The organism is Rhodobacter calidifons (assembly GCF_011174775.1).
Lineage (GTDB): Bacteria > Pseudomonadota > Alphaproteobacteria > Rhodobacterales > Rhodobacteraceae > Tabrizicola > Tabrizicola calidifons.
Map to the genome: position 1 here is coordinate 36,902 of NZ_JAANHS010000003.1, position 13,782 is coordinate 50,683.

The window sequence follows — 13,782 nt, forward strand, 5'->3', positions numbered from 1 at the left end:
CACGCCGCTATCGGTAACACCGTTGCGCGACCGGCATTCCTTCGCATACCACCAGCGCAGTGCATCAGCGGGGGGAGATCGCGATGAGCTATGCTCAGGTTTACGGCCAGTGGCAGCAGGATCCGGAGGGCTTCTGGCTTTCCGCCGCAGGGGGCATCGACTGGGTGCAAAAGCCCACGAAGGCGCTGGATGACAGCCGCGCCCCGCTTTACGAATGGTTCACCGACGCCGAAGTGAACACCTGCTGGAACGCCGTCGACCGCCATGTCGTCGCCGGACGCGGCAAACAGCCCGCCATCATCCACGACAGCCCGGTCACCGGCACCAGGCACACCATCACCTATGCCGAGTTGCAGGACCGCGTCTCCCGCCTCGCCGGTGCGCTGAAGGCCAGGGGCATCCAGAAGGGCGATCGCATCATCATCTACATGCCGATGGTCCCCGAAGCGCTGGAGGCGATGCTCGCCTGCGCCCGGCTTGGCGCGATCCATTCCGTCGTCTTCGGCGGCTTTGCGGCGCATGAACTCGCCGTCCGCATCGACGACTGCACCCCGAAGGCGATCATCTCTGCCTCCTGCGGGATCGAACCCAGCCGCGTGGTCCACTACAAGCCGCTCCTCGATGCCGCCATCGACCAGGCCAGCCACAAGCCCGACTTCTGCGTGATCTTCCAGCGCGAGCAGGAAGTGGCGAAACTGACCGAAGGCCGCGATCTCGACTGGCACGAATTCCAGCACGGCGTTGCCCCCGCCGACTGCACCCCGGTCGCGGGCAATCACCCGGCCTATATCCTCTACACCTCCGGCACCACCGGCGCGCCCAAGGGCGTCGTCCGCCCCACCGCCGGGCATCTGGTGGCGCTGAACTGGACCATGCGCGCGATCTACAATGTGGGCGCGGGCGACGTGTTCTGGGCCGCCTCCGACGTCGGCTGGGTCGTCGGCCACAGCTACATCTGCTATGGCCCCCTGATCGCGGGCTGCACCACCGTGGTCTATGAAGGCAAACCCGTCGGGACCCCCGACGCCGCCGCCTTCTGGCGCGTCATCAACGAACACAAGGTGCGCAGCTTCTTCACCGCGCCCACCGCCCTTCGCGCCATCAAGCGCGACGACCCGGACGGGAAACTGGTCCCGCCGCTCCCCACGCTCCAGGCCCTGTTCCTTGCCGGAGAACGCGCCGACCCCGACACGATCCACTGGGCGCAGACCCATCTGAAGGTCCCGGTGATCGACCATTGGTGGCAGACCGAAACCGGCTATGCCATCGCCGCGAACCCCCTTGGCATCGAACAGCTGCCGGTCAAGATCGGCTCGCCGTCCGTGCCCATGCCCGGCTTCGACGTGCAGGTGCTGGACGAAGGCGGCCACCCGGTTTCCCCCGGCACCCTTGGTGCCATCGCGATCAGGCTGCCGCTGCCCCCCGGGACGCTCCCCACCCTCTGGAACGCCGAGGACCGCTTCCGCAAATCCTACCTGACCCATTTCCCCGGCTATTACGAGACGGGCGACGCCGGTTACGTGGACGCCGACGGCTACCTTTACATCATGGCCCGCACCGATGACGTCATCAACGTCGCCGGCCACCGCCTGTCCACCGGCGCGATGGAAGAGGTTCTGGCCGGCCACAAGGACGTCGCCGAATGTGCCGTGATCGGGGTCGCCGACGAGTTGAAGGGCCAATCGCCGCTGGGCTTCCTCTGCCTGAACAAGGGGTGCAACCGCCCGCATGACGAGGTGGTCAGGGAATGCGTGCAGCTGGTGCGCGACCAGATCGGCCCCGTCGCCGATTTCAAGCGCGCCGTGGTGGTGGACCGCCTGCCCAAGACGCGATCGGGCAAGATCCTGCGTGGCACGATGGTCAAGATCGCCGACGGCCAGCCGTGGAAGATGCCCGCGACGATCGACGACCCGGCGATCCTGGACGAGATCGCCCGGGCGTTGCAATCCCTGGGTCTCGCGCGCGGCTAGTGTGAAATCGGCTGGACAGGCCGCCCGATCCCCGGCAATCTTTGCATTATGCAAAGAGGGCTTTCGCATTTCGGGACGATTCGTGCATGACGGCATCGCCCGGCACACTTCAGGCCCTGGCTCGGCTGTACGAGGCGGTTGCGGCCTTGCGACCCTGGCTCGAAACTGCCGAACAGAAGTCGGCGCTGGCGCAGATCGAGGAAGCGGCGGCGCGGATTGCCGGCCCGCTTGCACCGGCCGGCTCCGGCATGAAAGAGTTCGACCCGTCGCGGCTGCGCCATTTGCTGGACATCACCGGGCCCGATCTTGCGTCCGAACTGCTGGCCCGTCTAAGCGAAGACCTGACCGCGACCGAGGCGAAGCTGAACCGGGCTGCCGGCGACCTTGACTGGAAGGCGCTGCGCGAAGGCAGCCATGTGCTGATCTCGCTTTCCGGCTCGGTCGGGGCCCTGTCCTTGCAGGCGATGGCGGAACGTCTGAACGCCATCGCCCATGCCCGGGACCGGGCGGCGCTTGAACCGCTGATGCCACCGCTTGCGGGCGAACTGACTGCGCTGATCGGTCTGATCCGGTCCACCACCCCCCCGGAGGCTCGGCCCGCTTGAAACCCGCAACGCCCCTGTCCCGCCCGTCGGTCCTGCTTGTCGAGGACACCCTTTCCCTGCAGATGGTCTATCGGTCGATCCTGGCCACGGCCGGGCACCGGGTGGCTGTTGCCGGAACCGCCGAGGAGGGGTTGCAGCAATTCCGGGCGCATCGTCCGATGGTGGTGCTGCTGGACCTGATCCTGCCGGATCGCGATGGTCTGGAAGTCATGCGCGACATCCAGGCAATCCAGCCGGAGACCCGGGTGATCGCGATCACCGCCAACGGATCGGTCAGCCGCGCGGTCGAGGCGATGCGCGCCGGGGCGCATGACTTTCTGGTCAAGCCTTTTGACGAGGGGCGCTTTCTGTCCGCCGTCCAGAATGCCCTGGCCGAGGCAACCCCGCGCGACACCGGCAAGACCGACGGCCAGGCCGCCACGCGCGGCCGAGACCCGGCGGAGATTGCCGAAAGTTCCGGCTTCATCGGCTCTTCCGACGCGATGAAACGCATCCACATGACCATCGGCTCGGTCGCGCGGTCGATGGCGACCGTGTTCATCACCGGCGAAAGCGGCACCGGGAAAGAGCTTTGCGCGCTGGCCGTCCATGCCAATTCCAACCGGGCCAATGGGCCGTTCATCGCGCTGAACTGCGGCGCGATTCCGCAGGACCTGCTGGAATCGGAAGTCTTCGGCCACATGAAGGGCAGTTTCACCGGCGCGATCTCGGACAAGCAGGGGGCCGCGCAGGCGGCGGATGGCGGCACCCTGTTCCTGGACGAGATCTGCGAAATGGCCCCGGCCCTGCAAACCAAGCTCTTGCGCTTCCTGCAAACCTCGACCGTCCAGCCGGTCGGCGCCACCCGGCCGCGCAAGGTCAACGTCCGCATCGTCTGCGCGACCAACCGCGATCCGCTGGACGCCGTGCGTCGCGGGCATTTCCGCGAGGATCTGTACTACCGGCTCTATGTCGTGCCGATCCACATGCCGCCCCTGCGCGAGCGCGGACAGGACATCATCGAGATCGCCGAGGCCGCGCTTGCCCGCTTTGCCCAGGAAGAGGGGCGCGAGTTCCACGGGCTCGACCCCGCCACCCGCGCGCTGATGCTGTCCCTGCCCTGGCCGGGGAATGTCCGTCAGCTGTTGAACGTCATGCGCAACGTGGTGGTGCTGAACCAGGGCGGCTGGGTCACGCCCGACATGCTGCCTCCGGGCCTGGCCGAGGAAGGGCGCCCCGCCGAACCACCATCGCCGCCGATGGCCGCGCCCGATGCGCTTGGCACCGACAGCCTGCTGGGCCTGCCGCTGGCCGAGGCCGAACGCCGGCTGATCGAGGCCACGCTTGCCATGCATGGCGGCTCGATCCCCAAGGCGGCGCGGGTGCTGGATGTGTCGCCCTCGACGCTCTACCGGAAGATCGAGGCCTGGAACGCAAAGGCCAGCTAGCGACCGACCCCGACATAGGCGGTGAACCCGGCCGCGCGCACTTCGGCCGGATCATAGATGTTGCGCAGGTCGGCCATCTGCGGGGTTGCCATCTTGCGCGCCAGCTTGGCCAGGTCGAGGCCGCGGAACTCGTTCCATTCGGTCAGAAGGACCACGAGGTCGGCATCGTTGGCGGCCTGATAGGGATTGTCGATCCATTTCACGCCCGGCAAGAGCGCCTCGCCCTCATGCCTGCCCTGGGGATCGCTGACCCGGACCTTCGCCCCCCCGCCCACCAGCGCCGGGATGATGGTCAGCGAGGGCGCCTCGCGCATGTCGTCGGTGTTGGGCTTGAAGGTGACGCCAAGGACCGCGATGGTCTTGTCGCGGAGCACCCCGCCGCAGAGATCGACGATCTTGTCGATCATCCGGCGCTTCACTTCCTCGTTGACCTTGATGACCGTCTCGACGATCTGGATCGGCGCGGCATGTTCCTGTCCGATACGGGCCAGGGCCTTGGTATCCTTTGGAAAACAGCTTCCGCCGTAGCCGGGGCCGGCGTGCAGGAACTTGTCGCCGATGCGCCCGTCCATGCCGATGCCCCTGGCCACCGTCTTCACATCCGCGCCGACCTTCTCGCACAGGGCGGCGATCTCGTTGATGAAGGTGATCTTGGTCGCAAGGAAGGCGTTGGCGGCGTATTTGATCAGCTCGGCGCTTTCCAGTCCGGTGTAGACCATGGGAAACTCGCGCAGGGACAACGGGCGGTAAAGTTCGGCCATCACCTTGCGCGCCTTTGGCGTCTCGACGCCCACCACCACGCGGTCGGGATGCATGAAATCGTCGATCGCCGCGCCTTCGCGCAGGAATTCCGGGTTCGAGGCGACGTCGAAGGCGGCCGCCGGATTGGCCTCGCGGATCGCCGCGGCCACCTTGCGGTTGGTGCCGACCGGCACGGTGGACTTGGTGACCACCACCGCATAGCCCGTCAGGGCCCTTCCGATCTCGGCCGCCGCGGCCATGACATAGGTCAGGTCTGCATGCCCGTCGCCGCGCCGTGTCGGCGTGCCGACCGCAATGAACACCGCGTCGGCGCCATCGACGGCTGCGGCAAGTTCGGTCGTGAAGCTCAGCCGCCCGGCGCTGGTGTTCTTGGCGATCAGCGCCTCTAGGCCCGGCTCGAAGATGGGCACCTCGCCCTGGTTCAGCCGCGCGATCTTGCCCGCGTCGCGATCGACACAGACCACCTCGTGCCCGAAATCCGAAAAGCAGGCGCCAGAGACCAGCCCGACATACCCTGTCCCGATCATCGCGATGCGCATGCCGCTGCCCCTTCCAGACTGGCGGCATGTCTATGCAGCCCGGCCCAGGGTGTCAAATCCCCGGGCCGGGGCGAGTGGTCAACGGCTCAGGGTCGCTCGGGTTTCGGATGGCGGGCCTTCACGCGGGCCACCGCGTCAAGCCAGGCCTCCTGGCTGACCTCGCCGCGCTGCCAGCGGAAGAACAGCGGGTCCGCCTCGGCGGCCAGGGCCAGGCGCACGGTTTCGTCGCGCTGGGCAAGCGCGGCCGCATGCGCTGCTTCTGCCGCCTCTGCCATGGCCTCGGGGGTCGGGGCCTCCGGTCTGGCCGGACTGCGGGCCACCCATTTCCCGCGCGCGGTGCGGCGATGCGCGGCCAGGAACGCGACTGTCAGGCCCTCGACCGGCTCGCTCCCCTCGCGCGGGGCCTCGCCGATCCACCCCGGGATGCCGTCTTCGGTGAACAGGACGTGCAGGATCATGTCAGTAGTCGCTTTCGATATAGAGGCCCATCGTCGCAAAGCCGATGACCGAGTTGGTGCCGCCGACGCTGATGTAGCCGTAGGGCGTCAGAAGCTGCGTGGCAGACGGCAGGTCGGTGGTGACTGTTCCCGTGGCCACAGCACCCGATACGAGGTTCGTCACTTCGTAGCCCAGCGACTGCGTGGTGCCGGGCGGCGCAAAGAGGGCAATCTCGTAGACCGCGGTCCGGTCGGCGTTCGGTTTGGGAAAGCCCGACCCCAGGTCGATCTTCGTCGCTGTTCCGCTTCCGTCGTTGTGCATGAACTGGATGTTCGTGTCGCCGGCGTCATAGCCCATGCCGCAGATGTTGGTCAGCGTGGACGGGTTGACGTCTGACGGCGCGGAAGCCGATCCGCGCATGCCGACAAAGACCCGGTGCGTGCTGGTGGCGACCCCTGTTGCCGGACCCCAGCGCCAGACGAGGTGGAAGCCGCCCAGTTCGGCGGAAGGCCCGCCAAGCGTCCACTGCAAGGCGTTTCCGCGCAGACCGGCCACCGCCGTAGTGGATGCAGTTGTCACCAACCATGACCGCCTGCGCATGTAGTTGTGCAGGTTCGAGGTGCCGACGTTCTCGGATGTGGCGGTGCCCGTCCCGGTCATGGCAATGCCGACCGCCGTATCCGTGCCGCCGTTTCCGGCAGCCATGAACATGCCGATCTTGTTGCGGGCAAAGGACGGCTGCAACGCGCTGTCCAGACCGCTCGGTCCCATGAAGGCCGGCATGGACCGCCCTCCGACCTTGCGGCCGAACAGCTTCACCCCGTCTGCTGCCGGAACGGCAGGCGTCGCAATGGTCGGCAGGCGCAGCTGTCCGCCCTCGATCTCCACGTCCGCCGCGCCGCCGAAGCTGCCGGCATCGTTGAACTGGACCGTGCCAGAGGCTCCTCCGGGCGATCCGCCGCCACCGCCGGGCGGTGCGGCCCAGGTGCCATCGGCGCGCAGGAAATTGGTCGTCCCCCCGCCCGAGGCCGGAGCCAGGCCCTTCGCCCCGCTGGTGAAGGTGTCCAGCAGCGCCGTGGCCTGCGTGCCCGTCAGATCCTCCGGATCGCCGCTGCCCGCGCTTGACCGCCCCTTCAGCGTGCCCGAGGCCATGTCGGCCAGCTTCGCGTTCGTCACCACATCGTTCGCAATCGTTGTCGCGCCATCGCCTGTCGAGGTGACATCGCCGCTGTGGTTCGGGTGCGCGTAGTTGTTCGCCCCGTCCGCCACGTTCAGGATGGCGCGCGCCTGTGCGGGCGTCAGCACCTCCGGCGCGCCCGTCCCTGCCGAGTCCCGGCCGAGGAAGCTGTTCGTCGCGATGTTCGCAAGCTTGTCCAGGGTCACCGCGCCCGCGTCGATCGTCCAGATCGTCCCCGCACCCGACACCGTGATGTCGCCCTTGTCGCCGTCGCTGACACCGCCGCCGCCGCCACCGCCGACGACCTGGGTCACGCCGGCGCTGCGCACCTTCACCTCGCCGGTGGTGGTGTTCAGCCACAGCGTGCCGTCAACCGGCGCGGCGGGATCGCTTGCCTGACCGCCCAGATGCAGAGGCTGCGGCAGGGTCACCTCTCCGGTCGCCGCGTCCGAGATCAGCGCGACCGACCAGCTTCCACCATCGGCGCTGACCTTGACGCTGAAATCGTCCGCCCCCGCCGTGCCCATCTCGGCCCGTCCCCCGAAGCCCGTCTGGAACAGAAGGCTCGCCGTGTCCGAGGCCGCGGCCTTGTTCAGCTTCAGCTGGTGCCCCGATCCCGCATGGTTCAGCAGCGTCGCAGGAGAGGACACCGCCAGCCGGTTCGTGGCATCCGGCGTGGCCGAGACGCCCAGCCGCCCCACCGTGAACGGCCCGTCCGACAGCGCGATCCAGGTCAGGCCGTTGTAGAAGGCCATCTGGCTTTCCGCCATCACATAGGCCTGCCAGCCCGGCAGCGGCTGCGTGAACTGCCAGCCCGCCTCGGTGAACATGGCGATCCGCCCCGCCTGCCCGGTCCAGGGGCCGGTCGCACCTGCCGCCACGATGTGCCGGTCACCGATGGCGGGCAGCGCGGGCGGGGTGGTCAGGGTCCGGTTGATGACCGCAAGCTGCACGATCAGGTCCAGCTTCACCAGGGCCTCGTTGTGGGTGACATGCTTCTGCGCCTGCGCCGGAAGGATCAGGGGCAGCGACAGGATCGTCGTATCGTCGGGCATCAGAAACCTCCGGAGATCGCCTTGGCCCGCGACCCTAGGAAGGCTTCGTTCACGTCGGCTGAGCAGACCGCACGGCCCCGTCCGAACCCGCGCAACACCAGAACCCGGGCGTACCTCGGCAAGACCCGCCGTCTGGCCTTGGCCCTTCGCCAGGCGCTCCGACCTCGGGCAGCCGACGGTCCGCCCCGGCGGAGCTTTCGTCCGGCGTGACAGGTGCATGGCGGGCGATCACGCCCGCAATGCGCCGGGCTCAGGGTTCCGGCTGCGGCGGAATCCGCCCTTTCCTGGCCTCGGCCCAGGTGTTCAGGCTGACCGCCCCCACGATCAGCGCGCCGCCCAGGATCACGAAGCCGTCCACCGCCTCGCCGAAGACCAGCGCCCCCAGAAGCGTCGCCCAGAGGATCTGGAGGAACGTCACCGGCTGCGTCACCGCCAGAGGCGCCGCCCTGAAGGCCCGGGTCATCGTGTAGTGCCCCAGCGTCGCCAGCGCCGCGACCCCGGCCAGCCAGGCCAGCTGCTCGGCGCTGACCGGCTGCCAGACCCACCATGCGATCGGCGCCAGCCCGATTGCCACCGTCACCGACAGGACCGCGACCACCACGCTTGCCGGGGCCATCGCGCTCAGCCGCTTGGCGAAGATGTAGCTGATCGCAAAACAGAGCGTCGCCGCCAGCTGGGACAGGTGGCCGGGCGTGATCTCGCGCAGGCCGGGCCGCAGGACGACCAGTGCCCCGAGAAGCGCCACCATGATGCTGACCAGCCGACCACGCCCCAAACCTTCTCCCAGCAGCAGGCCGGCGATCACCAGCACGATCACCGGATTGAGGAACCCGATCGCTGCCATCTCGGCCACCGGCACCCGGGCCATGGCCCAGAACCAGAAGATCACCGCCGCGACATGCAGGCCCCCGCGCCAGAGGAACAGGGGCCAGATCCCCTCGGGCAGCCGCGTGCCTCGCATCGCCCACAGTGCCGGGACCAGGAAGGTCAGGCCGAAGGCAAAGCGGATGAACGCCGACTGCGCTGCCGGAAGGTCGGTTCCCAGATGCCGCACGATCCCGTTGACCCCGACGAAGGCCAGCGTGGTGGCCAGCATCCACAAGACCCCTTCCACGGGGCGGCCAAGATCCGACATCGCGCGCATCCGGCGACAGAAGCCGATGGCTCAGCCAAAGGCAAGCCCCGCCGCGATGGCCCACATCGTCACCCCGACACCGACCTCCAGCCAGACCCAGGCCGCGGGCCGCGCGAAGACGGGTGCCAGGAGTCGCGCCCCGAAGCCCAGCACGGCGAAGAAGCTGAACGACGCGCAGGCCGCCGCCACCCCGAACACTGCCTGGTGTGGCGCATACTGGGCCGAGATCGACCCGATCAGCACCACCGTGTCCAGATAGACATGCGGGTTGGCCCAGGTCAGCATCAGACAGGTCGCAAGCACCTTGCCCAGCGAGGCCGGCGCTGCCTCCGACGGTTGCAGCGCCTCTCCTCCGCGCAGCGCCGTCCGGAACCGCAGCACCCCGTAGACCAGCAGGAACACCACACCCGACCAGCGCATCGCCCCTGCGAACCACGGGACCGCCGCCGACAACGCGCCGAACCCCGTCACGCCCGCCCCGATCAGCACCGCATCCGACAGCGCGCAGACCGCCACCACCGGCCCGACATGTTCCCGCCGAAGGCCCTGTCGCCGCACGAAGGCATTCTGCGCCCCGATCGCCAGGATCAGGGACAAGGCCACCAGATAGCCGTTCCCCGCCGCTTCAAGCATCCGACAGAGCCCGCAATGCCACCATCGCGTCCCACCGCCGGTCCCACGGCACGAACAGATGGTCGTGGTGATAGCCCGCGACCACGTTGCAGCTGATCCCCTCCCGGCCCAGCGCCCCCGCGAAGGCCGCCGTCAGCCCCACCGCCGCAAGGTCCGACTGCACCGTCAGGCTGATCCGCGCCTAGGGGTCCGACACCATCCCCGCCGCACGCATCTCGGCCAGGGGCGCGATCACGGTCAGGCCCTCGGCTTCGGCCACAGTCGCAAAGGGTTCGACCCTCAGCGCTTCCCCGGCCCGGACCGCAATGCCATAGGGCTCGGGGTGCAGGACCGGCTCCATCGTCGCCAGCAGGACCTTCAGATCGCTTTCCACCATGGGACTCTCCGCGTCTCCCTTGACCTAGGGCCCGCAACCGCGAAACTCCAAGTAATCTTCCTGTCTGCGATTTAGCCATGCTAATGCATGATCCCGCTCAGCTTGCCGCCCTTGCCGCCGTCCACCGGCGCGGCGCCTTTGACCTTGCCGCGGCCGAACTGCACGTCACCCCCTCGGCCGTCTCGCAGCGGATCAAGGCGCTGGAAGAGGCGACCGGCGCCCTGCTCATCCGCCGCGGCACGCCCTGCACGGCGACCGAAACCGGCCTTCGCCTGATCCGGCACCACGACGAGATTGCACTGTTGGAACGCACCCTGGCGCAGGATCTCGGCCTGCGGTCAGGCCCGGCGACGCTGCGCATCGCCGTCAATGCCGACAGCCTTGCCACCTGGGTCATTCCCGCCCTGGCCGCGACGGAAGGGTTCCTCTTCGACCTCGTCATCGACGACCAGGATGTCAGCCAGGACTGGCTGCGGCGCGGAGAGGTGGTGGCCGCCATCACCGCGCATCCCGGCCCCTTGCAGGGGTGCGACACCCTGCCGCTCGGGGCGCTGCGCTACCGCGCCACCGCCTCTCCGGCCTATGTGCGGACCTGGTTCCCGAAGGGGGTGACGCCGGAAAGCCTGGCAAAAGCCCCCGCTTTGACCTTCTCGGACAAGGACCGGCTTCAGACCCGCTGGGCCGCGGCCCGGGGGCTGGCGCGCGCAGCCCTTCCGACGCACCGGATCGCCTCGTCACGGGCCTTCGTGGACGCCTGTCTTGCGGGCCTCGCCTGGGGATGAACCCCGAGCCGCTGATTGCCGCCCATCTCGCCGCTGGACGACTGATCGAACTGTTGCCCGACACGCCCATCGACGTCGCGCTGCACTGGCAGTTCACCCGGCTCGCCGCCCCGGCGCTGGCCCCGGTCACCCATGCAATCCACCGCGCCGCGCGGCAGACCCTTGTGCAATAGGAAACGGGGGCGGCCTTCGCCACCCCCGTTGCCGAACCCCCGAAGGGTAAGGCTTACGCCAGAGCCAGGTTCACGGCCGATTCCCGGCCGTTGCGATCCTGCTCGATGTCATAGGTCACGGCCTGCCCGTCGGGCAGCGAGCGGATGCCCGCACGTTCCAGCGCGGTGACGTGGACGAAAACGTCCTTCGATCCGCCTGCGGGGGCGATGAAGCCGAAACCCTTGGTGGCGTTGAACCATTTCACGGTGCCATTGGCCATCGTGATGTCTCCTGTCATGTTTGCCACCCGCGAGCTTGCGGTGGCCTGGCCCAAGTGTCGTGTCGATCGAAGCTGAAGGCCGAAGCAGACAGAAGACGATAGAGTAGAAACCCTGCCCGCTGCACATGCGCCCTCGCGGCACGGAATGCAAGGGAAACTTCTGCGCAGATCGCGGGACCGGCGGAAAACATGCGTTTTCCGGACCGGAATTCTCTTGCAGAATTCCGGCGGCACTACAATTGCGCCGCCACCTCGTCGGGGACGTCGAAATTGTGCGTGACGGTCTGCACGTCATCGTCCTCTTCCAGCAGGTCGATCAGCCGCATCAGCTTCTGCGCGGTCTCAAGGTCCACCACGGTGCGCGTCTGCGGTTTCCAGACCAGCTTGGACTCCGTCGATTCGCCCAGCGTCTTTTCCAAGGCGTCCGAGACTTCCGACAGGTTCTCGACCTTGCAGTAGATCCAGTGGCCCTCTTCGTCGCTTTCGACGTCATCGGCGCCCGCCTCGAGCGCGGCCATCAGCACGTCATCGGCCGATCCGACCGAAGCGGGATAGGAAATCTCGCCCACCCGGTCGAAGCTGTGGCTGACCGAGCCGGTGGTGCCCAGGTTCCCGCCGCATTTGGTGAAATAGCTGCGCACATTCGACGCCGTGCGGTTCAGGTTGTCGGTCATCGCCTCCACGATGATCGCAATGCCGTTCACCCCGTACCCTTCATAGCGGATCTCGGTGTAATCCGCCCCGTCGTTCATCTGGGATTTCTTGATCGCCCGGTCGATCACGTCCTTCGGCATCGAGGCCGCCTTGGCCGCCTTCACCGCCAGACGCAGGCGCGGGTTCATGTCGGGGTCGGGCATCCCCATCTTGGCCGCGACGGTGATTTCCTTCGACAGCTTGGAAAACATCTTCGAACGCAGCTTGTCCTGCTTGCCCTTGCGATGCTGGATGTTCGCCCATTTCGAATGGCCTGCCATGGCCCTACCCTCGGTCCCGTTTCGGTGATGCGCCCCTCTACACCCGCCGCGGGCCAAAGGGCAACCCCGCCACCGGATCGCTGCGGGCGCCGGTCGATCGGGGCCGCGGAATTGTTCCGGGCACAAGCTTTGACTTTGCCTCTCGCGCGATGCCCTGTATGCCGGGCCAATGGCCCGCACCCTGATGCCCCTGTCGCAAACCCGTGACCTGCCGCGCTGGCAACGGCCCGAGGCGCTCCTCTATCTGATGGCGGCGGCGATGCCGCTCAGCTTTGCCACCTGGTCGGCGCTGCTGAACAACTTCGTCATCGAGGTCGCCAGTTTCACCGGCAAGGAGATCGGCTGGCTGCATACCGTGCGCGAGATTCCGGGATTTCTCGCCATCGGCGTGATCCTGGTGCTTCTGGTACTGCGCGAGCAGGTGCTGGCGCTTCTGGCCCTCGCCCTGCTGGGGGCGGCGACTGCGGTGACGGCCTGGTTTCCGTCCTTCACCGGGCTGCTGGTCTGCACGCTGCTGTCGTCCATCGGGTTTCACTACTTCGAGACGGTGAACCAGTCCCTGCAACTGCAATGGATCGACAAGGACCGGGCGCCGATCGTCCTGGGCCGGATCGTTGCCGTGGGCGCCGGGGCATCGCTGGCCGCCTATGGTGCCATCGTCGCGCTCTGGGACCTGCTGGGGCTGGATTACAACAAGGTCTATCTCGCCTCGGGGGGTCTGACGCTGCTCATCGTGCTTTTCGCGGCGCTCGCCTATCCGCAGTTCCAGTCGCCCCATCCGCAGCACCGGCACATGGTGCTGCGCCGCCGCTACTGGCTTTACTACGCGCTCCAGTTCATGGCGGGTGCCCGGCGGCAGATCTTCGTGGTCTTCGCGGGCTTCATGATGGTCGAACGCTTCGGGATGAAAGTCTCCGAGATGACCGCCCTCCTGCTGGTGAACTATCTCATCAACATGGCCGTCGCACCTGCGATGGGACGCGCCCTTTCGCGCTATGGCGAACGCAACGTGATGGGGTTCGAATACATCGGCCTGACCCTGGTGTTCCTGGCCTACGGAGGGCTCTACTGGTTCGGCTGGGGCCTGGTGATCGCGGGCGGGCTTTATATCCTCGACCAGCTCTTCTTTGCGCTGTCCTTCAGCCTGAAGACCTATTTCCAGAAGATCGCCGATCCGCGCGACATCGCGCCCACCGCCGCGGTGGCCTTCACGATCAACCATATCGCGGCCGTGTTCCTGCCGGCGGCGCTTGGCTATCTCTGGGCGCGCTCGCCCGACCACGTCTTCCTGCTTGGCGCCGGGATGGCGCTCTTTGCCTTTGCGCTGATCTGCCTGATCCCGCGGCATCCCTCGCCCGGATTTGAAACCGTCTTCTCCCGCGGGATCCCCGAACCGGCCGAGTGACTGCGCCCGGTCAAGGCGCGGTGAGGGGAGTGAAATCCGCGTTGGGATTTCGACGCCGCCCCCTATATTCC

At 67.4% G+C, this 13,782-nt stretch carries 13 protein-coding genes and 1 pseudogene; 5 read left to right on the top strand and 9 right to left on the bottom strand.

The genetic code is table 11. The annotated features are described in order from the left end of the window. Positions 1 to 83 precede the first annotated feature (83 nt). From G8O29_RS04945 to G8O29_RS04955, 3 genes are all read left to right on the top strand, one after another. Positions 84 to 1,970 (top strand): propionyl-CoA synthetase, encoded by a 1,887-nt coding sequence (locus tag G8O29_RS04945; RefSeq protein ID WP_166402136.1) that lies wholly within the window; start codon positions 84 to 86, stop codon positions 1,968 to 1,970. An 86-nt stretch (positions 1,971 to 2,056) separates the two neighbouring features. Continuing rightward, positions 2,057 to 2,575, top strand: a complete 519-nt coding sequence (locus tag G8O29_RS04950) for an Hpt domain-containing protein (protein ID WP_166402137.1) — start codon at positions 2,057 to 2,059, stop codon at positions 2,573 to 2,575. Further along, entirely contained in the window at positions 2,572 to 4,002 is a 1,431-nt protein-coding gene (locus G8O29_RS04955; RefSeq protein WP_242678904.1) for a sigma-54-dependent transcriptional regulator, read from the top strand. The genes G8O29_RS04950 and G8O29_RS04955 overlap by 4 nt, the downstream gene beginning before the upstream one ends. Here G8O29_RS04955 and G8O29_RS04960 read toward each other — a convergent pair. From G8O29_RS04960 to G8O29_RS18400, 7 genes are all read right to left on the bottom strand, one after another. Next, the gene (locus G8O29_RS04960; RefSeq protein WP_166402138.1) at positions 3,999 to 5,303 is read right to left on the bottom strand and encodes a UDP-glucose dehydrogenase family protein; all 1,305 of its coding nucleotides are present in this window, start codon (positions 5,301 to 5,303) and stop codon (positions 3,999 to 4,001) included. The two genes, G8O29_RS04955 and G8O29_RS04960, sit on opposite strands and share 4 nt — an antisense overlap. 86 nt (positions 5,304 to 5,389) lie before the next feature. Further along, on the bottom strand, positions 5,390 to 5,761 hold the full coding sequence (locus tag G8O29_RS04965) for a hypothetical protein (protein WP_166402140.1): 372 nt from the start codon (positions 5,759 to 5,761) through the stop codon (positions 5,390 to 5,392). A gap of 1 nt (position 5,762) precedes the next feature. Beyond that, a complete protein-coding gene (locus G8O29_RS18685; protein WP_166402141.1) occupies positions 5,763 to 7,973 on the bottom strand; it encodes a DUF2793 domain-containing protein in 2,211 nt (736 codons plus the stop codon). Positions 7,974 to 8,223: 250 nt separating this feature from the next. After that, positions 8,224 to 9,117: a DMT family transporter gene (locus G8O29_RS04975; protein WP_242678906.1), complete on the bottom strand. Its 894-nt coding sequence runs from the start codon at positions 9,115 to 9,117 to the stop codon at positions 8,224 to 8,226. 21 nt (positions 9,118 to 9,138) lie between these two features. Further along, positions 9,139 to 9,741 carry a LysE/ArgO family amino acid transporter gene (locus G8O29_RS04980; protein ID WP_166402143.1) on the bottom strand — a complete coding sequence of 201 codons (603 nt, stop codon included), beginning with the start codon at positions 9,739 to 9,741 and terminating at the stop codon, positions 9,139 to 9,141. Continuing rightward, positions 9,734 to 9,904, bottom strand: a complete 171-nt coding sequence (locus G8O29_RS18395; RefSeq protein ID WP_367890127.1) for an ACT domain-containing protein — start codon at positions 9,902 to 9,904, stop codon at positions 9,734 to 9,736. Before G8O29_RS18395 ends, G8O29_RS04980 begins: the two co-directional genes overlap by 8 nt. Before the next feature lie 18 nt (positions 9,905 to 9,922). Then, the gene (locus G8O29_RS18400) at positions 9,923 to 10,117 is read right to left on the bottom strand and encodes an ACT domain-containing protein (RefSeq protein WP_242678907.1); all 195 of its coding nucleotides are present in this window, start codon (positions 10,115 to 10,117) and stop codon (positions 9,923 to 9,925) included. Between the two features lie 83 nt (positions 10,118 to 10,200). Here G8O29_RS18400 and G8O29_RS04990 point away from each other — a divergent pair. Further along, positions 10,201 to 11,072: pseudogene (locus G8O29_RS04990) on the top strand (LysR family transcriptional regulator ArgP). A gap of 53 nt (positions 11,073 to 11,125) precedes the next feature. Here G8O29_RS04990 and G8O29_RS04995 read toward each other — a convergent pair. Together G8O29_RS04995 and G8O29_RS05000 are read right to left on the bottom strand one after the other, a co-directional pair. After that, a complete protein-coding gene (locus G8O29_RS04995; RefSeq protein ID WP_103258861.1) occupies positions 11,126 to 11,332 on the bottom strand; it encodes a cold-shock protein in 207 nt (68 codons plus the stop codon). Between the two features lie 233 nt (positions 11,333 to 11,565). Beyond that, a complete protein-coding gene (locus tag G8O29_RS05000) occupies positions 11,566 to 12,306 on the bottom strand; it encodes a YebC/PmpR family DNA-binding transcriptional regulator (RefSeq protein ID WP_166402144.1) in 741 nt (246 codons plus the stop codon). Positions 12,307 to 12,475: 169 nt separating this feature from the next. Here G8O29_RS05000 and G8O29_RS05005 point away from each other — a divergent pair, with 169 nt between their 5' ends. Further along, on the top strand, positions 12,476 to 13,711 hold the full coding sequence (locus G8O29_RS05005; RefSeq protein WP_166402145.1) for an MFS transporter: 1,236 nt from the start codon (positions 12,476 to 12,478) through the stop codon (positions 13,709 to 13,711). The last annotated feature ends 71 nt before the right edge of the window (positions 13,712 to 13,782 follow it).